This is a genomic window from Daejeonella sp. AP26, assembly GCF_056680515.1.
On sequence record NZ_CM155286.1, the window covers coordinates 1,919,467 to 1,944,318 of the forward strand.

The 24,852-nt window shown below is 40.3% G+C and carries 25 protein-coding genes; 11 read left to right on the top strand and 14 right to left on the bottom strand.

Translation table 11 applies throughout. The annotated features are described in order from the left end of the window. The first annotated feature begins 29 nt into the window (after positions 1–29). Positions 30–1,148, top strand: coding sequence for a GNAT family N-acetyltransferase (locus AC1MCB_RS08230; RefSeq protein ID WP_479968266.1), 1,119 nt, complete (start codon positions 30–32; stop codon positions 1,146–1,148). 23 nt (positions 1,149–1,171) lie between these two features. Here AC1MCB_RS08230 and AC1MCB_RS08235 read toward each other — a convergent pair whose 3' ends face one another. The 7 genes from AC1MCB_RS08235 to mce all read right to left on the bottom strand — a co-directional run bounded on the left by AC1MCB_RS08235 (position 1,172) and on the right by mce (position 6,801). After that, a complete protein-coding gene (locus AC1MCB_RS08235; RefSeq protein WP_479968267.1) occupies positions 1,172–1,507 on the bottom strand; it encodes a helix-turn-helix domain-containing protein in 336 nt (111 codons plus the stop codon). A gap of 22 nt (positions 1,508–1,529) precedes the next feature. Beyond that, on the bottom strand, positions 1,530–2,909 hold the full coding sequence (locus AC1MCB_RS08240; RefSeq protein ID WP_479968268.1) for a UDP-N-acetylmuramate--L-alanine ligase: 1,380 nt from the start codon (positions 2,907–2,909) through the stop codon (positions 1,530–1,532). 67 nt (positions 2,910–2,976) lie between these two features. Next, the gene (prmA, locus tag AC1MCB_RS08245; RefSeq protein WP_479968269.1) at positions 2,977–3,816 is read right to left on the bottom strand and encodes a 50S ribosomal protein L11 methyltransferase; all 840 of its coding nucleotides are present in this window, start codon (positions 3,814–3,816) and stop codon (positions 2,977–2,979) included. After that, a complete protein-coding gene (tpiA, locus tag AC1MCB_RS08250; RefSeq protein WP_479968270.1) occupies positions 3,816–4,583 on the bottom strand; it encodes a triose-phosphate isomerase in 768 nt (255 codons plus the stop codon). Before tpiA ends, prmA begins: the two co-directional genes overlap by 1 nt. A 17-nt stretch (positions 4,584–4,600) precedes the next feature. Next, positions 4,601–5,785 carry a putative sugar nucleotidyl transferase gene (locus AC1MCB_RS08255; RefSeq protein ID WP_479968271.1) on the bottom strand — a complete coding sequence of 395 codons (1,185 nt, stop codon included), beginning with the start codon at positions 5,783–5,785 and terminating at the stop codon, positions 4,601–4,603. Positions 5,786–5,855: 70 nt separating this feature from the next. Continuing rightward, positions 5,856–6,104: a type B 50S ribosomal protein L31 gene (locus AC1MCB_RS08260; RefSeq protein WP_479968272.1), complete on the bottom strand. Its 249-nt coding sequence runs from the start codon at positions 6,102–6,104 to the stop codon at positions 5,856–5,858. 265 nt (positions 6,105–6,369) lie between these two features. After that, on the bottom strand, positions 6,370–6,801 hold the full coding sequence (gene mce / locus AC1MCB_RS08265; protein ID WP_479968273.1) for a methylmalonyl-CoA epimerase: 432 nt from the start codon (positions 6,799–6,801) through the stop codon (positions 6,370–6,372). A 117-nt stretch (positions 6,802–6,918) separates the two neighbouring features. Between mce and AC1MCB_RS08270 the strand changes: the two genes are divergently transcribed. The 6 genes from AC1MCB_RS08270 (at position 6,919) to AC1MCB_RS08295 (ending at position 13,199) form a co-directional block, all read left to right on the top strand. Continuing rightward, positions 6,919–8,130: an IscS subfamily cysteine desulfurase gene (locus tag AC1MCB_RS08270; RefSeq protein ID WP_479968274.1), complete on the top strand. Its 1,212-nt coding sequence runs from the start codon at positions 6,919–6,921 to the stop codon at positions 8,128–8,130. Between the two features lie 104 nt (positions 8,131–8,234). Then, complete coding sequence (iscU, locus tag AC1MCB_RS08275; protein ID WP_479968275.1) at positions 8,235–8,648, top strand: Fe-S cluster assembly scaffold IscU; 414 nt, start codon at positions 8,235–8,237, stop codon at positions 8,646–8,648. 73 nt (positions 8,649–8,721) lie between these two features. Further along, entirely contained in the window at positions 8,722–9,048 is a 327-nt protein-coding gene (locus AC1MCB_RS08280; RefSeq protein ID WP_479968276.1) for a HesB/IscA family protein, read from the top strand. A gap of 105 nt (positions 9,049–9,153) precedes the next feature. After that, positions 9,154–11,067, top strand: coding sequence for an AMP-dependent synthetase/ligase (locus AC1MCB_RS08285; protein WP_479968277.1), 1,914 nt, complete (start codon positions 9,154–9,156; stop codon positions 11,065–11,067). 111 nt (positions 11,068–11,178) lie between these two features. After that, positions 11,179–12,900: a lysine--tRNA ligase gene (lysS, locus tag AC1MCB_RS08290; RefSeq protein ID WP_479968278.1), complete on the top strand. Its 1,722-nt coding sequence runs from the start codon at positions 11,179–11,181 to the stop codon at positions 12,898–12,900. An 83-nt stretch (positions 12,901–12,983) separates the two neighbouring features. Further along, on the top strand, positions 12,984–13,199 hold the full coding sequence (locus tag AC1MCB_RS08295) for a hypothetical protein (protein WP_479968279.1): 216 nt from the start codon (positions 12,984–12,986) through the stop codon (positions 13,197–13,199). Between the two features lie 17 nt (positions 13,200–13,216). Here the strand turns inward: AC1MCB_RS08295 and AC1MCB_RS08300 are convergent, their stop codons facing one another. Beyond that, a complete protein-coding gene (locus AC1MCB_RS08300) occupies positions 13,217–13,762 on the bottom strand; it encodes a tetratricopeptide repeat protein (protein WP_479968280.1) in 546 nt (181 codons plus the stop codon). An 81-nt stretch (positions 13,763–13,843) separates the two neighbouring features. On the opposite strand from AC1MCB_RS08300, the gene ung reads away from it, so the two are divergent. Next, complete coding sequence (gene ung, locus AC1MCB_RS08305; RefSeq protein WP_479968281.1) at positions 13,844–14,518, top strand: uracil-DNA glycosylase; 675 nt, start codon at positions 13,844–13,846, stop codon at positions 14,516–14,518. 24 nt (positions 14,519–14,542) lie between these two features. On the opposite strand, the gene AC1MCB_RS08310 is transcribed toward ung, so the two are convergent. Continuing rightward, positions 14,543–15,013, bottom strand: coding sequence for an Lrp/AsnC family transcriptional regulator (locus AC1MCB_RS08310; RefSeq protein WP_479968282.1), 471 nt, complete (start codon positions 15,011–15,013; stop codon positions 14,543–14,545). Positions 15,014–15,146: 133 nt separating this feature from the next. On the opposite strand from AC1MCB_RS08310, the gene AC1MCB_RS08315 reads away from it, so the two are divergent. Together AC1MCB_RS08315 and AC1MCB_RS08320 are read left to right on the top strand one after the other, a co-directional pair. Next, a complete protein-coding gene (locus tag AC1MCB_RS08315; protein WP_479968283.1) occupies positions 15,147–15,803 on the top strand; it encodes a metal-dependent transcriptional regulator in 657 nt (218 codons plus the stop codon). Further along, the gene (locus AC1MCB_RS08320) at positions 15,800–17,686 is read left to right on the top strand and encodes an Nramp family divalent metal transporter (RefSeq protein ID WP_479968284.1); all 1,887 of its coding nucleotides are present in this window, start codon (positions 15,800–15,802) and stop codon (positions 17,684–17,686) included. The genes AC1MCB_RS08315 and AC1MCB_RS08320 overlap by 4 nt, the downstream gene beginning before the upstream one ends. A gap of 10 nt (positions 17,687–17,696) precedes the next feature. Here the strand turns inward: AC1MCB_RS08320 and AC1MCB_RS08325 are convergent, their stop codons facing one another. Then, complete coding sequence (locus AC1MCB_RS08325) at positions 17,697–17,942, bottom strand: hypothetical protein (RefSeq protein ID WP_479968285.1); 246 nt, start codon at positions 17,940–17,942, stop codon at positions 17,697–17,699. Positions 17,943–18,175: 233 nt separating this feature from the next. Beyond that, positions 18,176–20,473 (bottom strand): TonB-dependent receptor, encoded by a 2,298-nt coding sequence (locus tag AC1MCB_RS08330; RefSeq protein WP_479968286.1) that lies wholly within the window; start codon positions 20,471–20,473, stop codon positions 18,176–18,178. A gap of 167 nt (positions 20,474–20,640) precedes the next feature. Between AC1MCB_RS08330 and smpB the strand changes: the two genes are divergently transcribed. Then, entirely contained in the window at positions 20,641–21,090 is a 450-nt protein-coding gene (gene smpB / locus AC1MCB_RS08335; protein ID WP_479968287.1) for an SsrA-binding protein SmpB, read from the top strand. Between the two features lie 92 nt (positions 21,091–21,182). Here the strand turns inward: smpB and AC1MCB_RS08340 are convergent, their stop codons facing one another. From AC1MCB_RS08340 to AC1MCB_RS08350, 3 genes are all read right to left on the bottom strand, one after another. Then, entirely contained in the window at positions 21,183–21,839 is a 657-nt protein-coding gene (locus AC1MCB_RS08340) for a protein-L-isoaspartate(D-aspartate) O-methyltransferase (protein WP_479968288.1), read from the bottom strand. Positions 21,840–21,961: 122 nt separating this feature from the next. Next, positions 21,962–24,445, bottom strand: a complete 2,484-nt coding sequence (gene priA / locus AC1MCB_RS08345; protein ID WP_479968289.1) for a replication restart helicase PriA — start codon at positions 24,443–24,445, stop codon at positions 21,962–21,964. Next, a complete protein-coding gene (locus AC1MCB_RS08350; protein ID WP_479968290.1) occupies positions 24,445–24,831 on the bottom strand; it encodes a DUF423 domain-containing protein in 387 nt (128 codons plus the stop codon). The genes priA and AC1MCB_RS08350 overlap by 1 nt, the downstream gene beginning before the upstream one ends. Between the last annotated feature and the right edge of the window lie 21 nt (positions 24,832–24,852).

Consider the following 24,852-nt stretch of genomic DNA (forward strand, 5'->3'; position numbering starts at 1 on the left):
AATATGCCCTCAATACCTGTTTAGCCAATATGATTTTAAAAGAAGTTAAGGATCCGCGCAGTCAAAAAGAGTTTTTAAATGTGGCGAGAACCATTTATAAAGATGATCTAAACTGGATCTGCCCGCTCGATACCGACATTAAAGCCGTTTTCGATCCAGCAAAAAACAATTTTCATCAACACGGTAAATGTAGCCGATGGGTATTAAAGTCAGAATCAGGCGAACTAATAGGTCGCATTGCCGCCTTTATTAATGAGAAAAAAGCATATCAAAATGAAATACCCACCGGAGGGATAGGCTTTTTTGAATGCATTGATAGCCTGGCAGCAGCTTCCTTATTGTTTGAAACTGCGCAGAGATGGCTTTCAGAACAAGGAATGAAGGCGATGGATGGTCCGATAAACTTCGGTGAAAATGATAGTTTTTGGGGCTTACTAGTGGAAGGATTTACCCCACCCTCTTTTGGTATGAACTACCATATGCCTTATTACAAAAACCTGTTTGATCAGTACGGATTTGAAACGGTATACCAGCAGATAACTAATCACCTGGAGGTCACAAAACCTTTTCCCGAACGGTTCACTAAAATTGCACAGTGGGTAGCCAACAAGCCTGGCTACACTTTTAAGCATCTGGAAAGGACGAACCTTGACAAATATGCCCAAGATTTTATCGAAATCTACAATGATGCATGGAAGGATTTTGAAAATTTTGTACCGATAAACATGCAAACTACCTTGCAAAGTTTTGAAAAGATGAAAGTAATTATGGATGAAAAGCTGATTTGGTTTGCTTATATCAACGATGAGCCGGTGTCATTCGTAGTTATTGTGCCTGACGCTAATCAGATGATCAAGAATTTAAATGGGAAACTTGGATTAATTGGGAAATTCAAGTTTGCGTATAATCGCTGGAAAGGTGTTGACAGGATGCGAGCCGTCGTTATGGGAACTAAACAAGCTTTTCAAAAACACGGATTAGAATCTGCCCTGTTTATAAAACTGAAAGAATATGTCCTACCCATGAACCAATACAAGGAACTGGAATTGTCTTGGGTGGGAGATTTTAATGATAAGATGCTATCGCTTCATGAAGCTACAGGAGCAACTTTTGGCAAAAAGCATCTTACTATGCGAAAGAAATTTTAAAGCCTGTATGAAAGAGACTTTACTTAACTCTTTGAGCGTCTAAGTTCCTCATACAATTCAATTACTTTTTTCTGTAATTCAATAACTTCCGTTTCCCGATCCTGAACTTTCTTGGTCAGCACCTCCAGATCTGAATTATACTTTTCTTGTTGCTCAGTATCATTAAAAGTTAACAACTGTACAACACTCATTTCGAACAAAGTAGAGATTTGCTCCAGACGTGACAAATTGACATCAGTAATACCAGTTTCAATTTTAGAAAAAGCCGGTATAGAGATATCCAGACGCTTAGCTACATCTTCCTGACTCCAACCTTTCTGATGTCTTAAAAGCCTTATTTTTTTACCTAAAGTTTTCATGTGCGTTTAATTTAGTGTTTTTTCAGGAGCTTTCTTTCTGACTGTTTTTTAACACGATATCGGTAAGAGCACTCAGATCCATTCCCCCGAAGTTACCTGAACTCATCAACAGCAAGTTTTTCCCCTTATAATTAATAGAACTCAAAAATCTCTCCAATATTTCGACATTGTTGAAAAAATTTACTCTGGTGTTATCAAATGCTTTTTTAACAACGGATTCATCATAAGGTTCTAGCTTTTTCTGTAAAAAAATTGTGTCATCTATAAAAACTATTGCTTCATCAGCATCACTCATTGTTCCTGAGTATTGATCAAGGAAGTCTTTATTTAAGCTACTAAAGGTATGAAGCTCTATTAATGCTATTAATTTTCTATCCGGGAACTGTTTTTTAACCGCCTCTATTGTTGCAGAAAGCTTCGAAGGCGAGTGCGCAAAATCCTTAAAAACCGAAGTATCCTGATTTTTGCCCAATAATTCAAGTCTGCGGGCGGCCCCATTAAAACTTTTTATTGCCTCATAAAAGCTCTTGTCGTCAACCTTAAGTTCGTTGCATACCAGCCTTGCCGCGTTCAAATTTAATATGTTATGATCTCCAAATACGCTTAGAGGAATATTGCCTTCTTTAGACTGAATGTATGTAACGCCGTCAGTTACTTTATTGGGAAGCAGGGAGTATGGAATCAAATTTAAATTTCCCTTGAAATCACTCACAAGCTTAGCCACGTTTTCATCGTCTTCACAATAGATCAAAGTACCATTGTCTTCGATTGTGTCCAGAAATTTTGCGAATTGTTCATTATAGTCAGCAAATGTCGGAAACACATTTATATGATCCCATGCAATCCCACTTAAAACGGCGATATTAGCATGATACAGATGGAATTTCGGCCTTCTATCAATCGGGGAAGACAAGTATTCATCACCCTCGAGAATGATGACAGGGGCGTCGTCGGTAAGTTTAACCATAGTGTCAAAACCGGCTAGCTGAGCACCAACCAGGTAGTCGAAGTTATTTCCAAAAAAATTCAATACATGCAGAATCATAGAAGTAATCGTTGTCTTACCGTGACTTCCGCCAATCACAACCCTCTTTTTATTTTTAGATTGCTCATAAATATATTCTGGATAAGAGTAAACCTTGATACCAGATTCTACAGCACGCAGCAATTCCGGATTATCCACCCTGGCGTGCATACCTAAAATAACTGCATCCAGATCCGGAGTTATACACTCGGGGTTCCAACCTTGCATTGCCGGTAACAAACCATACTTATCAAGGCGGGATTTTGATGGTTCAAAGATCACATCATCTGACCCGGTTACATGAAAGCCTTTTTTCGACAAAGCTATTGCCAGGTTGTGCATGGCGCTTCCGCCGATCGCAATAAAATGTACACGCATATTTAAAAAAGATAGGTTCAATAAGCCGCTAATGGCCTACTGGATACTAGAATTTTATGAAGAAAAATTAAATACGGCTGAATTTTGCGGCCACCCACTTGCTGTCAGACTTGTGGCCTAAATATTTCAACTTTAATTGTGCTGCCCTATCGGAAATCATGTCGAGGTCAGCGCCTTCATAGAAACCGCTCAAGAAGATTAGTCCATTCTCATTAAGCACCTGAGTATAACGCTGCAGCTGATCTAAAAGAATATTCCTGTTTATATTGGCCAGAATTACATCAAATTGTTGTGAAGGAATGGTGTCAGCAGACCCGCATAAAGCACCAATATTTTCAGTCAAATTTAAACTGGTATTTTCTAATGTACTTTCATAGCACAAGGGATCATTATCAATTGCAAGAATGTTGTCTGCACCTAATTTCGAAGCAAGAATCGCCAGGATACCCGTTCCACAGCCCATGTCTAAAACACTTTTCCCTTTGAAATCTTCCTCAAGCATCCATTGCATCATCATCGACGTCGTTTGATGATGTCCGGTTCCGAAAGCCATCTTTGGATCAATGACTATTTCGTATTTAAACTCAGGACGAGGCTGGTGAAAAGTAGCCCGCACATAACACTGGCCTCCTATCTCAAGAGGTTCAAAATTGCTTTCCCATACCTCGTTCCAATTTTTGTAGGGAATGAGTTCCTCATTATAAGAGAAAGCAAACATATCCTTGTGCTGTTGTAAAGCCTGATTCAATTTTTCTGTATTGTAATCTGAAACAGGAATGTAAGCTTTAAAACCGCTATCTGTTTCTTCGAAAGTATCGAAACCAATTTCCGAAAGACTATCGATTAACAAATCGCGGTAATAATCTTCTGAGGACGATACAATGAAGGTCAGCTCTTTATAATTCATTACTTGCCAAAGGATTTAATAATATCCACAAAATCCCGTGACTTTAATGAAGCGCCGCCAATAAGTCCCCCATCGATGTCGGCTTTTGCAAAAAGCTCTGCAGCATTTTTAGGATTACAGCTGCCTCCATATAAAATAGACACGTTTTGAGCGATGTCACCACCATATTTATTTTCCACTTCTTTACGGATAAACTCATGAATCTCCTGAGCCTGATCCGGAGTAGCGGTTAGACCAGTTCCTATTGCCCAAACGGGTTCGTAAGCCAGAATTACTTTTCGGAACTCACTTTCTCCGAGATGAAACAAGCCATCAACCAGCTGCCGTTTGATCACATCAAAATGGGAATTCTGATTCCGCTCATCTAAAGTTTCACCAATACAGAAAATTGGACTTAATTGGTTTTTTAAAACCGAATTTACTTTCTCTGCCAATAGGCTGTCTGACTCAGCAAAATATTGTCTTCTTTCAGAGTGTCCAATAATTACATATTCAACTCCAATAGATTGCAGCATCGAGGCAGATACTTCCCCTGTGAAAGCTCCGCTATCAGCCTGGTGGCAATTCTGAGCACCAACAGAAACATTCTGATGAGACTTTGCGAGCTTACTGATGGCGCTAAGATGTATATATGGGGGGCAAACTATCACCTGCTGCTCGCCCATCACCTCGTCGTTAACCATATTGACTATCTCAGAAAATAATCCAACACCTGTTGTATAATCCAGGTTCATTTTCCAGTTTCCGGCAACTATTTTTTTTCTCATATTACTTAGCTTATTAATTAGAATTTACGGTGTCTGGAAGTCAATTGAAATATTTCAGTCATGATATTCTTTTCAATTTCATTAAAGACGTGATTACGGCGTTCAAATACTTTCTCGGCAGTTTCAAACATTTTATTCAATGCATAGGTGTCAAAACCGTGTGGCCCACCCCAGGCAAAATCTGGGACGAAGTTACGCGGAAATCCCGATCCGAAGATATTCGCACTAACTCCTATAACAGTGCCTGTGTTAAACATAGTATTAATTGCACATTTTGCATGATCAGCCATGATAAGTCCACAAAATTGCAATCCCGTTCTTCTGAAATTCTCCTTCTGATAATCCCAAAGTTTAACTTCCGCGTAATTATTCTTTAGATTAGAATTATTGGTGTCGGCACCTATGTTACACCACTCACCCAGTACCGAATTACCGAGGTAGCCTTCGTGCCCTTTCGAAGAATAACCCATAACCATTGAATTATTAACTTCACCTCCAACCCTGCAAAAAGGTCCAATCGTTGTCATGCCGTATATCCTGCCGCCCATTTTAACTTGCGAATCATTACATATTGCAAATGAACCTCTTATGTTACAACCTTCCCATATTTGCGCGTTTCTACCCAGATAAATCGGTCCTGATTTGGTATTAAACGTTGAACAATCAGCTTCAACGCCCTCCTCGAGAAAAATATCGTCACCAAGAAGGGTGTTTGTGGAATTTAACGGGGCTGAAGTACGGCCACGGGTAATTAATTCGAAGTCTATACGAAGTTCCGCATCATTAAACATAAAGATGTTCTCTGGGAACTCAACCCTTGTGAAAGAGCCGTTATAATTGATGTTTTTATATTTATGTGTTTGTTGATAGTCAAATTCACGGGCTGCAGACGCATTCAGTTTAACCGCAATCAATAAACCATGGGCTGACAATGCTTCCCCTTCCACGAGTTTATCTATCGCCTCCAATAATGAATCACCAGGGCATACTGAACCATTTATGAAGATATTTGAATCTGTTATGATGACCGGAAATTTCTCTCTTAGGTACTCCTGGGTCAAAAACGAAACATCAGCCTGTAAGCGTCGCTGCCACTTTTCAGCGATTGTTAAAATTCCAAGCCGCAATGCAGCTACCGGCCTGGTGAACGTTAATGGTAGTAAGGAGTCGCGCGCTAAATCATCGAATAAGATTATCGTCATTGGACAAAAATAAAAAAAGTCCCGACTGTTGAAAGACGAGACTTCTATTAATTATAAAACTGTGTTCAGTTTATTTCTTTTCGTAGCGGGTGCGGAATTTATCAATACGTCCTGCTGTATCCACCAACTTCATTTTACCAGTGTAGAATGGATGAGATGTGTGGGAGATCTCTAACTTAACCAAAGGATATTCGTTACCATCTTCCCATTTAACGGACTCTTTAGTTTCTATGCAAGACTTAGTTAAGAAAGAATATTCGTTTGACATATCCTTAAACACAACTAATCTATAATTCTTTGGATGCAATTCTGCTTTCATCTTCAATACTTTTTAAGAGGTGCAAATATAGATTAATTTTGAGGTACAAAAAAGTAAAACGGAAATTATTTAAATATACGTCGTTTGGCATGCAACTACGTTTAAGTTACACGCAGAATTCCTGAGATCGCAGTACAAACAAGAAATTCATTCTTTGCAGCTAGGCACCAGCCTTTTATTACTCATATTCGTATCAGGCCGTCAATTTAACGGCCTGATACGAAGCAGTTACGAACCAGTCCAAACCAAGCTACCGCGAGGCCAATTAGATCTGATCAGATTTCTCGTTGGATATTACGGGGATGCTTTGACAAAGCTCAATCAAGACTCCGTTGGCACTTTTGGGATGTACAAAGCAAACCAGTTTATTATCGGCACCCTGCTTAGGCTCTTCATTTAATAGGATAAAACCTTCACCTTTTAACCGGCTCATTTCGGCAACAATATCATGTACATCGAATGCAATATGATGTATACCCTCCCCCTTTTTCTCAATAAATTTAAAGATGGCACTAGCTGGCGATGAGGCTTCAAGCAGTTCTATTTTATTTTCGCCGATTTGGAAGAACTCCGTAACAACGTTTTCACTCTCGACAACCTCTGTTTTATAGCTCTTAGCACCCAGTAGCTTTTCATATATACTGCTTGCCGCTTCAATATTTTTAACCGCTATTCCGATATGTTCTATCTTGTTCATAAGTCTATTTGTGGCATAAAGATGACCATTAAAAGGCTATCGTTAAAGGAGGCTGACCTATATAGTGATGTTAAATTCCTTATATTTGTGCTCGATTTACAATAAAACACAATTTAAATGAATCTTCCAATTTACTTAGATAACAACGCCACCACGCCTCTTGACCCAAGAGTTCTAGAGGCAATGCTCCCCTATTTCAATTCTAAATTCGGTAATGCTGCCAGCCGCAATCACGCCTTTGGATGGGCTGCCGAAGAAGGAGTGGATTATGCCCGGGAACAGGTGGCCCAGTTAATAGGTGCTACTGAAAAAGAAATTATCTTCACTTCCGGCGCTACAGAATCTGACAACCTTGCCATTAAGGGAGTGTTTGAAATGTATAAGGAAAAAGGAAATCATATAATTACCTGCACTACTGAACACAAAGCCGTTCTTGATGCATGCAAACATCTTGAGAAATTAGGCGCTGTTGTTACCTACCTTCCCGTTAAGGAAGATGGTTTGATAGACCTTGATCAGCTGGAAGCTGCCATGACCGAGAAGACCATTTTGGTTTCGATCATGTATGGCAATAACGAGATTGGTGTTATCCAACCGATTAAAGAAATTGCTGCTATTGCTCATAAGCATGGTGCGTTATTTATGTCAGATGCTACTCAGGCTGTTGGCAAAATTCCGGTAAACGTTAATACCGACGGAATAGATTTAATGGCCTTCACCGGTCACAAAATGTATGGCCCTAAGGGTGTTGGTGCGCTGTATGTTCGTCGTAAAAATCCAAGAGTAAAGGTTACTGCTCAAATGGATGGTGGAGGTCATGAACGCGGTATGCGTTCAGGAACTTTAAACGTTCCGGGAATCGTCGGCTTGGGTAAAGCTGCGGAATTATGTCGCTTAGAAATGGAAGAAGAGTCTAAACGTCTTTCAGCTTTAAGAGATAAATTGCAGACTTCATTATTAGAGATGGAAGAAAGTTACCTTAACGGTAATCCTGACAACCGTTTACCGCATGTTGCCAATATTTCATTCAAATACGTAGAAGGTGAAGGATTGATGATGGCTATGAAAGACCTTGCGGTTTCTTCAGGTTCAGCCTGTACATCAGCTTCCCTTGAGCCTTCATATGTTTTGAAGAGTTTAGGCTTATCTGATGATCTGGCTCATTCGTCGATCCGCTTCGGGTTGGGACGTTTTACTACAGAAGAGGAAGTTGACTTTGCTATAGCGCAGACCAAGAAAGCAGTTAATCACCTCCGTGAACTATCTCCACTTTGGGAAATGTTTAAAGACGGAGTTGATCTGGATTCAGTAGAGTGGGCAGAACACTAAACGGACATTATGATCAGGTGAGACTATTTGTCACCTGGAGTGAATTGGCAATATTATTGGATTAATTAAATACAAATACCGGGATTACCGGAAGAAAAAAAATTATGGCTTACTCAGAAAAAGTAATTGATCATTATACCAATCCGCGTAACGTTGGTACACTTGATAAAGGAAATAATAACGTTGGTACTGGTTTAGTCGGCGCACCTGAGTGTGGCGACGTGATGCGCCTGCAGATACAGGTTGACGAGAATCACGTAATTACCGATGCGAAATTTAAGACCTTCGGATGTGGATCTGCGATTGCATCATCATCTCTGGCGACAGAATGGTTGAAAGGCAAATCTATTGACGACGCGATGAAGATTGATAATATGGATATTGTTGAAGAGCTAGCATTACCACCGGTAAAAATTCATTGTTCAGTTTTGGCAGAAGATGCAATAAAGGCTGCTATCAATGATTACCGGGTGAAGAATGGTCTTGAAGCACTGGTTAGCGAAAAGTCACATCACTAATTGAGATTTGGGAGATGAGATTTGAGATATTAGATATTCTCATCTCTCAAATCTTGATTCTAATATTTTTAACATGGTTACAGTAACAGATAAAGCGAAAAGCAAGGTAGAAGAACTAATGCAGCAAAACGGGTTGGATAGCACCCATTTCCTGCGCGTGTCGGTTCAGGGTGGCGGATGTTCTGGCTTGTCTTACAAACTGGATTTTGACAATGAGGAAAAACCTGGTGATCAGTTCTTTGAAGATCAGGGAGTACGTTTAGCTCTGGATATGAAGTCTTTTCTATATTTAGCAGGAACTGAACTTGATTACTCTGATGGACTCAATGGAAAGGGTTTTAATTTTCATAATCCAAATGCTACCAGAACTTGTGGCTGCGGCGAAAGTTTTTCAGTATAATAACTTGATAAGGCAATAACCGGTTTCTAGTATAGAGGACTCAAATTTGAGTCCTTTTGTATTATACAGCTATTCTGTATTATTGTCAAAATAAAACTGATCCAAATGAGTTTAGATAAAGGACTTACAACCATACCAAGCTTGCTTCGCAACGTGGTCAAACAAGTCCATCCAGATACTACGACTTTCCTTTTACAAAAGGTAAAAGATTCCTGGGAAGAAATAAGCTACGAGCAGGTACTGTACAATGCCGACGCAATATCTTGCTATTTTTTGGAGATGGGCATTAATAAAGGTGACCGGCTGGCGTTGATCATCGAGAATTCTCCTGAATACGTTTATTACGATCAGGGCCTCCAACAAATTGGGGCCGTAAACGTGTCAATATATCCTACTCTATCAGAAGGTGAAATTGAGTATATCTTAAATGATTCGGGTGCACGGAGCATACTGGTCGGAAACCCCTTCTTATTCCGTAAGATCTTAAAGATCGCCAATCGCTGTTCGGAATTGCAGAGGATTATCCCGGTGTTCCCGGATTATGAAAAACACCTTGAAAAAATAAATCTTAATGCAGGTGTAATCAGCTTGCAAAATCTGATATCTGAAGGCAGTTCACAAATAGTAAATTTTCAACAACAACTTACGCATGTTAGGGACAGAATTCTTCCTTCCGATCTGTCGTCTCTAATCTATACTTCGGGTACAACAGGGATACCTAAAGGTGTAATGCTTACGCACTCTAACTTTGTTGAGAATGTGCGGGTCTGTTTGCAGCAGATACCTGTGATTGACGAAAACGAAACGTTCTTATCATTTCTCCCACTTTCTCATGTTTTTGAGCGGACAGCTACTTACCATGTGTGCTGCGCAAGAGGCTGTAAAATTGCATTTGCACAAAGCCTCGAGCTATTAGCCAGAAATATGGCTGAAGTAAAACCGACGGTTATGAGTTGCGTACCACGACTCTTAGAGCGCATACATGATAAGGCTATGAAAGGCGGTACTGCAGAAGGGGGAATGAAAGCCAAAATCTTCACATGGGCTATTGCGATTGGCCAACAGCATCGGGAGATCAAAGAATCGGGAAAAAGCCCGGGAATTTTATTAAATCTGGAGCATAAATTAGCTAACAAACTCGTTTTTAGTAAAATCAAAGAGAAAACAGGGGGCCGCTTAAAGTTTATGCTATCCGGAGGAGCCGCACTTCCTAAAAATGTAGGAGAATTCTTTGGTAACCTGGGCATCAAGGTGCTTGAAGGTTTTGGTCTCACTGAAACGTCACCAGTAATGTCGGTTACAGAATATCACCGGCAGGTTTACGGAACTGTTGGACGAATCATTCCGGGAATAGAGGTAGCAATTCAGGATGTAGAGACAAAGGAATTTATTACCGTTCAAACCCACAATACTTTCAATGAAGATTTCGAATGTGAGGAGGGTGAAGTAATCGTTCGCGGCCATTGTGTGATGAAAGGATACTGGAATCAGCCGGAAGAAACTGCACAAGTCATTGATCCGGATGGTTGGTTTCATACTGGCGATGTTGGGAGATTCTATAAGGGCAATCTTCAGATTACAGACAGGATTAAGAATATGCTGGTGAATGCCTATGGGAAGAACATATATCCTACACCAGTTGAAAACACTTATTTAAAAAGCTCAAAAATTGAACACATTTTTTTAATTGGTGATAAACGTGAGTATGTTACTGCCATAATTATTCCTGCCAAAGAGACTATGGAGGAGACTTTTCATCTGCAGGAAGAGTTCTTTAATGATAAGCAGATTTTTATTACTGATAAAGAGATTATCGACTGGATTGGCAAAGATATTAAACACTTTTCAACCGAACTGTCAAAGTTTGAAAGAATTAAAGCCTTTATAGTCAAACGCCAACCTTTCACAATTGAGGAAGGCGAAATTACGCCTACCCTTAAGGCTAAACGCAAGGTTATTGAAAAAAAATATGCTGATGCTATAAACGATATGTATCTGCAGGAAGTTGATGCAGACTAACTGACCTGCACATTTCCACAACATAACCAACAAATTATTGAATTTCAACCGGCTGTAGAAATCCATTTTCTCCACTGAAAAAGCTATTTTTGCAAAAACTGAACACTACAAATGAGTATCGGACTATCTGAACAGGAAATATTACGCCGTGAGGCGATGACGGAACTTCGTAAGCTGGGAATCGACCCGTATCCTGCTGAAGCATTTAACATCAATGTAAATGCACGGGATATAAAGGAGAATTACGAACGCGATAAAACGTCTTATAAGAATATCAGTTTTGCGGGGCGGATCATGAGCAGACGGATCATGGGTAGTGCATCTTTTGTAGAATTACAGGATTCCACCGGACGAATTCAAGCCTATATAAATCGCGATGAAATATGTCAGGGTGAAGATAAAACTCTTTATAATACCGTTTTTAAGAAGCTTCTGGATATCGGTGATTTTATAGGCGTTACAGGTTACGTATTTACTACAAAGACCGGTGAAATTTCTGTTCATGTAAGTGAGATGAAGATTTTATCGAAGTCTCTGAAACCTCTTCCAATCGTAAAGCGTGATGATGACGGTCATATTTATGATGGTTTCACAGATCCCGAAATGCGTTACCGCCAGCGTTATGTGGACCTTACCGTAAATCCTGATTTTAAAGAGATTTTTATAAACCGCTCCAAGGTGATCACCACCATGCGGAATTACTTTGATAACCAGGGTTGGATGGAAGTGGAAACGCCAATTTTACAACCTGTGCACGGGGGAGCTGCGGCCCGCCCTTTTAAAACGCATCATAACTCGTTGGATATGCAGCTTTTTCTGCGTATTGCAAATGAACTTTATCTGAAACGCTTAATCGTAGCTGGCTTTGATGGCGTGTACGAGTTTGGCAAGATGTTCCGGAACGAAGGAATGGATAGGACTCATAATCCGGAGTTTACTTCGATGGAAATCTATGTGGCCTACAAAGACTATATCTGGATGATGGCGATGGTTGAGGAATGTTTGGAAAAAATTGCAATCGCAATCCATGGCAAATCAACCGTACAGGTAGGTGACCATTTGATTGAGTTTGGCGGACCTTATGAGAAGCTAACCATGTATGAATCCATACTTAAGCATACAGGGGTTGACGTGTCAGGTATGGATGAAACATCACTCCGGAAAACATGCAAAGAACTTCAGATAGAAATTGACGATTCAATGGGTCGTGGAAAGCTTATCGATGAAATATTTAGTGAAAAGGTTGAACCGCACCTTATCCAACCTACTTACATAACCGACTATCCGATAGAAATGACCCCGCTTGCTAAGAAACATCGCAGCAAGGAAGGCTTGGTAGAACGCTTCGAGTTGTTTGTAATGGGAAAGGAAATTGGAAACGCTTATACCGAATTAAACGATCCGATCGATCAGCGAGAACGTTTTGAAGATCAGCTTCTTTTGGCAGGGCGTGGTGACGAAGAAGCAATGGCCATGGACGAAGACTTTTTAAGAGCTCTTGAATATGGCATGCCTCCAACCAGTGGCCTAGGTATTGGAATAGATCGCCTGGTTATGTTAATGACCAACCAAAGCACTATCCAGGAAGTACTTTTCTTCCCGCAGATGAGACCTGAGAAGAGAGCTAAAATATCTACTGAAGAAGATTTTATAGCTATTGGAGTACCACGTGAATGGGTGCCTGTAATACAAAAGATGGGGTTCAATACAGTGGAAGAACTGAAAGCTGGAAACCCTAATAAGATATTTAACGATCTGGGTGGAATGCGAAAGAAAATGAAACTTGATATAACGATGCCTATGCGAGATAGTATAATGGCATGGTTTAATTAACATAAGCTTCACAAAAAGTTAAAGGCTTGTAAACATTTGGTTTACAAGCCTTTTTTATTTTTAGAAAATTAAAATCTATAATTATGAAATACTCAAGCTTAGAAATCACAGAACAGGAATATTTGATAAAACTGAACAAAGATGACTTCGATCTATCCTTTATCTATCAGCTGTTGAAGCGAATTCAATCAGAGCAATTATTCTTTACCAGGAAATCCTTTGAACAGGATGAGGACATAAGTCGACGAGATGATGTAATCGATATTGATACTCGCTTCGACAGGCTATGTGATAAATAAGCGCAGCATGTCCTAGGTTACCTGTAATTCCTTGTTTGCTGAACGTTACGATCTAACATGCCCATCTGATCTTTCATCATTTTAATTTGATCAGCCAGAAGCTTGTTCTTATCAGCTTTCTTAGCTTCCTGAAGATACATACTCGCTTCGCGCTTATTGCGCTTCGCCATAGCAATCCCTGCCAAACTTAGTTTAGCTAATGCAACATTATGATCCATGGTCATTCCTAATGAAAGAGCTTTCTTAAAGTATTTCTCTGACTGTAAGGGCGCTTTCCGCGATTCTATCAAGCCTATCAACAGATGATAATAACCATGCTGTGCACTCACTAATTCTTTCTCGTAGTTTTTGATTTTATTCAACCACACTTTTGCCTGATCCATGTTCTCCTTACGAAGGTGATATTGAGCAAGAAGCATATTCTCATTGAAGAAAAATGTTAAAGCCACCAAAATAGCCACAAATATCAATGGTATTCCCCAGCCCCAATGGCCAAACACCATCAAAGCTATTGCCGCTCCCAGTATCGCAAACGCGATAATCAATCTTATAAAATTAGGCATTGTCTTATTCTTAATCAGTTAGATTTGTAATTGCAAATATCCGTTTATTTGCTTGTTTAAGCAATATAAAACCGAACATTTATGGTGATTGAATTAGCTGACGACTGGAATAAACAACTAAGCGATGAAATCGAATCAGGTTACATGCAAAAGTTACTTAAATACCTTGAAGACGAGCATTCTTCAGGTGTTCAAATCTACCCTTCGAAACAGCTGATGTTTAATGCTTTCAATCAGACACCTTTTAACAATGTAAGAGTAATAATACTAGGGCAAGATCCCTATCATGGTCCCGGCCAGGCACATGGGCTGGCTTTTTCTGTTAAAAAAGATGTTCGCTTCCCTCCTTCTTTAAATAATATCTTCAAGGAGTTAACAAGCGATATCCCTGATTTCAAAAAACCTGAAAATGGTGATTTAGGCCATTGGGCAGATCAGGGGGTATTATTGTTAAATACCACGCTGAGCGTGGTGGCGGGCAAGCCAACTTCGCATCAAAACCGAGGTTGGGAAACTTTTACGGATGAGGTGATTAAAAAACTTTCAAATGAAAAAAAAGGCTTAATCTTTCTGCTTTGGGGAAAGCATGCGCAAAACAAGAGATCGTTAATCGATTCTAACAAGCATTATATTTTAGAAGCCGCCCATCCATCACCTCTGTCTGCACACAATGGCTTTTTTGGATGCAAGCATTTTTCGAAAACCAATCAGATCCTTCTGGAAAATGGAAAGAAGCCTATCGACTGGCAGATTTGACGTTAAGCTCTATTTAAATACCTCCTAATACTCCAATGGAACGGCAGGTTCTTTTTTGTTTGTCGACATAATCATCATGGTTTGAAATGTTTTGACGACCGAGATCCTGCTAATCTTATCCATTATAAGTCTTTCGTAAGCTTTGATATCCTTAACATAAACTTTAAGTAAAAAGTCGCACTGACCGGTAACGTGATGACACTCGGTAACTTCTTTTATGGCTTTGATTTCTTCAAGAAACACCTGAATAGTATTATTCTTATGGAAATCCAGCTGAACCTGGATGAAGGTTTTAATTCCCAGGCCTAACAATTCCTCATCAACCAGGGCATGATAACTTTTAATATAACCTGCATTTTCCAGTTTTCTCACTCGCTCAAGAGTTGGCGCCGGTGATAAACCAACTTCAGTGGATAACTGAAGGTTTGTGATACGACCGTTCTCCTGTAGGATTTTTAAAATGCGTAAATCTATCTTATCAATTTCTGTTGCCATAGCAACAAAAATATGTTTTTAGTCCGGATACCAAATATTATATTTTAAAAACATAGAATAATTCACATTAATTCTCCTCTAAATTTTAGACTAATCTAAATTTATTATTAGATTTGCTTTAACCAGCTGGTCTATGAACTCATTTACAGAAGAAAATTACTTAAAAGCTATATATCACCTCAGTAAAGAAGATGGGTCGGTTGTTACAACAAACAGCATATCAGAGGCAATAAATACAACCGCCGCTTCCGTGACGGATATGTTAAAGAAGCTTGCTGAGAAGAAACTAATCAGTTATGTTAAGTATCAAGGCACTACATTAACGGATACCGGACGACGGGCGGCGGCAAACATAATACGTAAGCATCGGCTATGGGAGGTTTTTCTGGTAGAGAAACTCGACTTTAAATGGGATGAAGTACATGATATAGCGGAACAACTAGAACATATTAATTCTCAGGAATTAATTACCCGCCTCGATCAATTCTTAGGCTTCCCCAAAAGTGACCCGCATGGAGACCCTATTCCTGACAGCGAAGGAAATTTCCATCAAAAGCAACTAATCAAGGTATCAAAGTTGTCACCCGGCCAACAAGGTAGTATTTCAGGAGTGAGTGAGCACTCAGCAGTATTTCTACAGTTTCTTGAAAGAACTGGTTTGATTCTGGGAGCTGTTCTTAATATTAAAGACGTATTGGAATATGACGGTTCTGTCACCCTATTAATTGATCATTCAAAAGAAGTCACTATCAGTCGCGAAGTGGCAAAAAATATCCTGGTTGTTATATGAATACCAAAACGAACGCAGTCAAAAGTGAATCATTAAGCGAGGTACACAGCACAGTGCAAACCTCAGGTAAAACAGGCTGGCGTAAGCTGCTGGCATTTATCGGACCTGCTTATCTTGTGAGTGTAGGATACATGGATCCGGGAAACTGGGCTACCGATATTGCCGGAGGAAGCCAGTTTGGATACTCTCTGATCTGGATTCTGCTGATGTCTAATCTTATCGCACTGCTTTTGCAATCATTAAGTGCACGCTTAGGTGTTGTTCAGGGAATCGATCTGGCGCAAGCCTCGCGGAAAGCATATCCCCGCCTTGTAAATTATCCCTTGTACGTTTTGGCACAAATTGCAATTATAGCATGTGATCTGGCTGAGATTATAGGAATGGCTATAGGCTTAAATCTGTTATTTGGCCTACCACTTATCTGGGGCGTCTCTATCACTATCCTGGATACTTTCCTGCTGCTTTTTCTGATGAACAAGGGAATGCGCATGATGGAAGTGTTCATCGTTTCCATGGTGTTCATAGTTGGGATATCATTTTTAGCTGAAATGTTTATTGTCGAACCAGCTCTCGGCGAGGTTTTATCAGGCTTTCAACCTTCCATACTTTCTGGTAATGCCCTTTATATTGCAATCGGAATCATTGGTGCGACCGTAATGCCTCATAATTTGTATCTGCATTCGTCTCTGGTTCAGACAAGAAAAATAGAGCGCAGTTCAAAGGGAATTAAGGAGGCGTTAAAGTATAATTTAATAGACACGGCGGTAGCGTTAAACCTCGCCTTTTTCGTTAATGCTGCTATTTTGATACTCGCGGCAACCGCTTTTTTCAAAAACGGATTATTTGAGGTTGCTGAGATCCAGGATGCTTATCGGCTGCTTGAAGATATATTTGGCTCGCTGGCTCCTTCCCTGTTTGCTATAGCGTTAATTGCGGCCGGACAAAGCTCGACTATCACAGGTACTCTCGCAGGGCAGATCGTAATGGAGGGTCATCTTAATTTACGAATACAGCCCTGGATAAGAAGGTTACTGACCAGATTGCTGGCTATCATTCCTGCTTTCTTCACGATTCTTTATTTTGGTGAAGAGTCGCTTGGTGAACTGTTGGTTTTAAGTCAGGTGGTTTTAAGCTTGCAGTTAGGCTTTGCAATCATTCCACTTATTCACTTTAATTCGGACAAACTGCGAATGAAGGAATATACAATTAAGACTTGGGTAAAAATCCTTGCATGGCTCAGCGCTTTCATCATAGTGGGCTTAAATGTCAAACTGGTAATTCAGGAGGTGAGCTCTTGGATTGAAAGCTCAAGCGGAAATATCTGGTGGATATACGCAATTGTTTTCCCGGTTTTAATTGGTATAGTAGCACTTCTTCTATATGTAATAATAGCTCCTTTCTTCAGAAAACAAGATCAGGGCATCTCTGTAGTGCCTCATGGAGAAGCAATGGAGATTCCGGAAGTTGAGGATGTGGTATATAATGTTATCGGTATTACAGTAGACTTTTCAGACAAAGATCGAAATACTATCAGGCATGCGTTAATACAGGGTGGAAAAGGCGCTCGTTATCTACTAATTCACGTAGTTGAAACTGCAGCGGCGAGATTTCATGGTGACAAAGCAATGGATTTGGAAACTCAGGCTGACACAGCAAATCTGATGAAATACCAGGAAAATTTAATAAAACTAGGCTATCAGAGTACTATAGCTGTTGGTTACGGAACTGCATCTAAAGCGATCTCACATATTGTGAGGGAAAACAATCTAAACCTGCTTGTAATGGGAGCTCACGGGCACAAGGGTATCAGCGATCTGATATTTGGAACTACTGTGGACACCGTAAGACACAAGGTGGATATTCCAATCCTGATCATTAAATAAGAACGATCACCTAATAATTAGATATAGTTTTTAATACTTTAACTAAAGCCGGGGGTTCCAGGTAACCTGAATGCTGATAGACGATCTCGTTCCTGGAGTTTAAAAAACAGATAGCCGGATAGCTAACCTGGTCATTGACCGTTCCCAGTTCAATTGCGAGCTCATGAACCCCCGTGTTTCTACCGGTAGGCTTATATCGGAAATCACGTCCGGCAAATTTGATCGTCTCATTTTCTTCGCCATCTAAAATTATCAAGTAGAACTTCCTTTTAAGTAACTCCGAGACGCTAGAATTTTTAAACAGCTATGCTTCATACTATTGCAATATGTGCACCACTTCGTTTGAATAAACACCATAACAATCCTGTTCTCAGAGTCTTGTAGATCCTTCAAATTTTCAAACGTTACAGCCTGGGCGCGGACTTTCGAGCCAATTGCAAGAAGCAGTACCAGAATAAAAGTATGTGCACTAATAGCTCTCATCTGCAGCTACTTAAAATTGACACGGAGACCTAGAAAGCCTCGAATGCCCTGGTTTGGAGCATACACAAAGCTAGGGTCAAACTTCAACCCATAGGGATTATCGGGAGTAGCCAGAACTTTCCCTTCACCGTCATATTGAATATTCTTATCAAAAGGATCCCTGCTCCTCGAAATCAGAAAAGGTTCACTTTTACCTGGAGTCCAGTTTAACAAATTTTTGATTCCTGCATAGATTTCATACTTCTTACTTCCACTATAAGTAACCTGAATGTTCTGCAAACTCCAAACCGGGGAATTCGCACTACGCGGATCTGAATCCCCTAATCTTGGCAAACGCATGGGTCCATAGATGTTCCCGGTATAATCTACACTCATATGAAGCTTGTCGAAAAGGTATGAAGCGGACCATGTCCCTGTCCATTTCTCGGCGAGCAAAGGGTGAACTTTATTATGAACTCCTCCATTTACATTTTTTGAAAATACATCTAATAACGAACCGCCTGCGAGGATCTTTAAACCATTCATTAGGTTAATATCTATATTAACACTCATGCCTCGCGAGACAGCGTAGCCCTCAAGGTTGCTATAGATTATTTTGGCAGGATCAGTCAAATAATCCGGAAGAATCTGATTATTGAAGTGTGTATACCACGCAGACGCATCCAGATTGATGATGCTCCCATTATTAAAGTATATCTTTTTAATATAATTCAGGTTGGCGTTATAGCTCCTTTCAGGTTGCAGTTCTTCAGTAACAACTACCTCCCTCGCACCGGTAAGGGCTGCATGTTCTTCTGTAAACAAACTGACAACCCGAAAACCGGTACCCGCGTTCAAGCGAACAATGTTTCTATCGTTGATAGTCCATTTATATGCGAGCCGCGGGGTTACAATATTGCCATGAATCGAATTATAGTCGTATCTGAAACCCATCAGCAGCTTGTGCTTTTTAGATAGTTCGATTTCATCCTGCACAAATACACCGGGCAGATAAATCTTATCAGGATTGTTTTGTCTTAAATCATTCCCCAGCTCCGTAGCAGGTGTATTATCATCATAATAGGTGTATCGAAGAGCGCCGCCTGCAAGCAGATCATGATTTCCAATCTTTTTATCCCATGTCAATTGAGAAAAAGCGATCTTCTGTTTTGCAAGGTAAAGGGTTTTACCGTAAACCGAATTCTGACTATGATCTGTATACGAAAATGCCATCAACATCTTCTCTTTAGTGGGGAGCTGATAATTCCCAATCATCTCCCAACGCTTGGTGTATATGCTCTCAGCATATCGCTGATCTCCACCACGGAAAGACTTATCCCAGCTCATGTCGCCTCCCCATCGGTCTTCATAATTGTAGCGGGCCGCGACAGTAAACATCCGACTTTCCTTTCGATCAAAATTCCACTTCTGAAACACTGAAATACGGTCCTGCTGAGTGACATCTGTAAAATTATCGTTGTTATTATCAATGCGATTGCCATATTTAAAATAATTGACACCGGTCAGTACGGTTGCCTTCTTACCAGCATTGAACTTAAATCCGACATCAGTATTAACCTCCCGCCATGAAGTGGTGAAAACATCGCCGGAGAAAACCGGTGCATTCTGTGGCTTTTTGGTGATGATGTTAATTAAACCGCCCACCGCCTCTGACCCATATAGTGAAGATGCAGGCCCTTTCACAATCTCCACCCGCTCGATTAAAGCATTTGGAATACCGGATAGTCCATAAACAGAAGAAAGTCCGCTAACGATCGGCATACCGTCAATTAGTATCATGGTATATGGGCCTTCCAGGCCATTGATGTGAATATCCCCCGTATTACAAACGTTGCAGTTTAGCTGAGGCCTTACTCCATTTATATTTTGCAAAGCGTCAAAAACAGAAGGAGTCGGATTCTTTCTAAAAAACGCCGGACTATAAACCTCCACCGGTACGGGGCTTTCCAACCGACTCACCTCCTTTAGTGTACCAGTGATCACAACTTCATTCAGTGCATTCTTATCTGGCACCAGCAGAAAATCCAGACTTACCTGTTGGCTGTCAGCAAGAATAATATGCTTTGTTAATGACAAATATCCCACGGCAGATGCCTTAAGAGAATACTTTCCCGCTGGAAGATCAGTAATCTGGTAAAGGCCAGAACTGTCTGTTGACACTCCCGTTTGCATTTTTAGCACCTGTATACTCGCGAAAGCAATCTCCTTATCATCAGATGTGACTCTGCCTGAAATTTGTGCGAACGACAATGACGTGGAGAAGCATAAGAAGATCAGAAAAATATATGTAGCAAGAGTTTTCATTGGGCAAATTTAGGTTTATAAAAATATAAATTTAGATTAGTCTAAACAAATATTTACAGGAATCTATATCTTACTTATTCGTGAAAGGATCACTTTTATCAAACCGCTGGTACAGATCAAAACTTTATTAGCTAAAATCTTCGGATATTAGCGTTTTAAATCTCTCTATGGCTACAGGAATAAACATCAAGAATAAAAGGGCATATTTTGAATACCACATCCTCGAAAAGTTTACGGCAGGGATTCAACTTCTGGGAACAGAGATAAAATCGATTCGCGAAGGTAAAGCTGATCTTAACGATGCTTTCTGTGCTTTCTTAGGAAACAGCCTGTATGTCAGGAATATGCAGATCGCAGAATATTCACATGGATCTTTTTACAACCATGAAGCAAAACGCGACCGGGTATTATTATTAAATAAAAAGGAGCTGGCGAAACTAAAAACGAAGATTGAAGAAAAAGGCTTCACCATCATTCCTTTACAAATATTCACCAGTGACCGAGGTTTCGCTAAGGTGGAAATTGGATTAGCACAAGGTAAAAAGCTGTACGATAAGCGCGAAACCTTAAAAGATAGGGATGCAAAGATTGAGATGGACAGAGCAATGAAAAGATAATTTAGAATTAAGAATTGGAAGTTACCAATTTGAACTATGTGCGAATCAACAACCATCTAACCAGATATTTTAATTCATAATTCATAATTCTATTACCAGGCCTGATCTCCCACCAGCGGAACGAATCTGAAAGTATCCAGCTCAAACTTTTCGTAATCCTTTTCACTTACTCGCAAAACAGTCAGCATTTTTTGGGAGTTTTCATCTCCTACCGGAATAACTAAAATGCCACCAATCTTTAATTGCTTCAGCAGGACTTCGGGTACAAACGGTGCTCCGGCTGTGACTATTATTTTATCATAAGGAGCATGTGCGGGTATTCCTTTAGAGCCATCGCCGCAGAAAAACTCAGGTTTGTAACCCATATGCGGCAAAACCATTTTTGTTCGTTTAAACAAGTTCTCCTGTCTTTCGATAGTATAAACCTCTGCGCCCAGTTCAAGCAAAATACATGTTTGATAACCAGAACCGGTCCCAATCTCCAGAACCTTATTTCCATTCTTTATATGGAGTAACTCGGTTTGATAAGCAACAGTATATGGCTGAGAGATCGTTTGACCATCACCAATTGGAAAGGCTATATCTTTATAAGCCTGGGGCCAAAATGTTTCATCAAAAAAGTAGTGTCTCGGGACTTTAGCTATTGCCGACAAGACGTCCTTGTCCTGTATCCCTCTTTCCTTTAGTTTCTCAACAAGCTTTTTACGGGCTCCCCTTTCACGATAATTATCTACGAACTTATGTGCCATTTCAATTCAAAAATAGCGTTTGATAACCATAAAACGCCTAAACTTAGCTTCCAATGTGCTTATCCGACTTTAATCACTTCTCTTTCAATCAATAAAATTATCTTTCAAGAAATACAAAGTTTCTAATAAGGATCTACATCAATTTGTATATAGACACCCTTGTTCGCCGGTTCGGCTTCAAATCCAGTCAAAGTTTGTTTAAGGGTTTCTTTAACTTTTTGAATGGAGATACCGTCCTTTTCAATCTTTATCAAAATTGTTTGGATGTAATAGTTCCGAATCCGGCCAATTAAAGGGGCTTGTGGCCCAAGTATCCGATCGCCCAACTGCTTTTTTAAGATATTCGCTAGTTTAACCGATATCACCGCTAATTTATTTCCATCCTTATGCTTCACATCCAGTTGAATAAGCCTGTAAAGTGGTGGGTAATGAAAATTACGTCGCTCCAATATCTCGGTATCAAACATTTCATTATAATCACTCCTAATCACCTGCCCGATTACTCGGTGAGTGGTATCGTAAGCCTGAATGATTACTTTCCCTTGTTTCTCTCTGCGCCCAGCTCTTCCGGAAACCTGGGAAAGTAATTGAAAACTTCGTTCAAAGGCCCGAAAATCCGGATAATTCAGAATGCTGTCTGCACTGATTATACCTATAACTGTTACATTACCAAAGTCAAGACCCTTAGCTACCATTTGAGTACCCACCAGTATATCGATTCGGCCGTCCTCAAACTCGGTCAACAAATGTTGGAAACTATTACGCGTACGGGTTGAATCAAGGTCCATTCGTGCTATCCGTGCACTTTGGAAGATCATTTGTAGCTCATCTTCGATTTTCTCAGTACCAAAGCCCTTTTGTTCGATACGGGTAGATCCACAAGCCGGACAAGCATGGAGTATCTCTTGTTTATAACCACAGTAATGGCAGTGAAGCTTGCTGCTACTCTTATGAAAAGTAAGGCTTACATCACAGTTGATACATTTCGGTGAAAAACCACAGGTTGCACAAAGTAAGAATGGCGTATAACCCCGACGGTTCTGAAATAAAATGATCTGTTCTTTACGGGCTAGAGCAGCTTCAATCTCAGCAATCAAAACGCTGCTGAAATGTGACTGCATAGTTTTACGCTTGGTTTCCTCAGCAATATTGACTACCTCAATTGACGGAGGCAATACCCCCCCAAATCTTCCTTTCAAATCCGCCAATCCGTACTTTTTTATCTTGGTGTTATAGAAAGTCTCTAATGACGGAGTTGCGGATCCCAGCAGAACCTTGGCATTATGCAAATGTGCCAGGTAGATCGCCGTGTCACGTGCATGATAACGGGGTGCTGGATCATATTGCTTGTAAGAAGATTCGTGCTCTTCGTCAATAACAATAAGACCCAAATTACTGAAAGGTAGGAAAACTGCTGACCGGGCGCCTAATACAATGCTGTATTCCCTTTTTAAAACCTTTTGCCAAACCTCTGCCCGCTCGTTGTCACTAAACTTTGAGTGATAAACGCCGATCTGGTTACCAAAATATTTTCTCAGCCGCTCAATTACCTGCGTCGTGAGGCCAATTTCGGGCAGCAGATATAAAACCTGTTTTTTATCTGCAAGAATTCTTTCAATCTGCCGGATATAGATCTGCGTTTTACCGGACGATGTATCCCCATGAAGCAAGATGACGTCATCCTTTTCGAACTGTACGTTGATCTCATCAAAGGCTTGCTGCTGAGCCGCATTAAAAGTAAAATCGGCAGACAGCTCTTCATCCTCTGTATTCAGGCGGCTGATTACCCGGTCTTCTTGTACAAATATCTCTTTGTCTAGCAAAGCCTTTAAAGCGCCAGGGCCACTTCCGCTGATTTCTAATAATTCGGCTTTAGTAATAGATGCTTGCTGCTTTTCAAGTTTCAGGTAGGTCATTAATGCTTCCAGCTGTTTCGGAGCCTTTTCTAAAACCCCGAAAAGCGCGCGCATATTTTCTTGTTCGCGGTACAGTAGGTTAAGTGTGATGAAAGCCTTTTTCTTCGGTTTAAACTTCTCAGTAATTTCTTCGGAAATATTGATAACCCCTTTTTCGAAGAGTCCCTTTAACAGAGGGAAGACTGTCTTCTGACCCAGGAGCTTACTTATATCACTTACTCGAAGCTCCGAATGTAATTCGAGTGCATCAACTATTAAAAATTCCTTATCGTTTAAGCCGGACTTGTCGAAATCGCTCTCAGCAAGAAGAGTTAGTCGGGTCTCACTTGCTAGTTTCAGAGCCGCGGGTAAAGCAGCCTGCATCACTTCGCCAAGATTACACAAGTAGTACCCGGCAATCCACTGCCAAAGTTCTAACTGCAGGGCGTTAACCACGGGCTCATCGTCTAAAACCTCGATCAAATATTTAGCTTCATAAAGGGCTGGCGGCTTGGTATCTATTGAAAAGACGATAGCCGTATAAATCTTGCTCTTTCCGAACTGAACGACTACCCTTTTGCCAATACCTATCTGTCCGTTCATTTCGAACGGAAGTCTGTAAGTGTAGGTACGCGATATCGCTAAAGGCAAGATTACCTCAACAAAAAGGGTCTCCCGTTCAGCAGTATTCGGCTCATTAAATTCGAGCATTATTTATTCCGTATAGCGGCCAGTAATAAAGTGGTCCAACCGATGATAAAAAACAGTCCTCCAATCGGTGTGATTGGGCCAATGAATGAAGTTTGCGTAATACCCAGAATGTCTTTGGCAGCCAAAGTATAAAGCGATCCCGAAAACAAAACGATACCCAAAGTGAAACTCCAGTATGAAAAATTTATTAAGCGACACTTAAAGCGGGAAAAGGTAGATAAAAATAGTAATGAAAGAACGTGATAAAAATGATACTGCACTGCTGTTTCCCATGTTTGCAACTGATTGATGTCAATTTTGCCTTTCAACCCATGGGCGCCAAATGCGCCCAGGATCACGGCCAATATTCCAAATAGAGAAGCTGTAATGATAATTCTTTTATTCATTGCGTGGTTTAATCCGCTAAT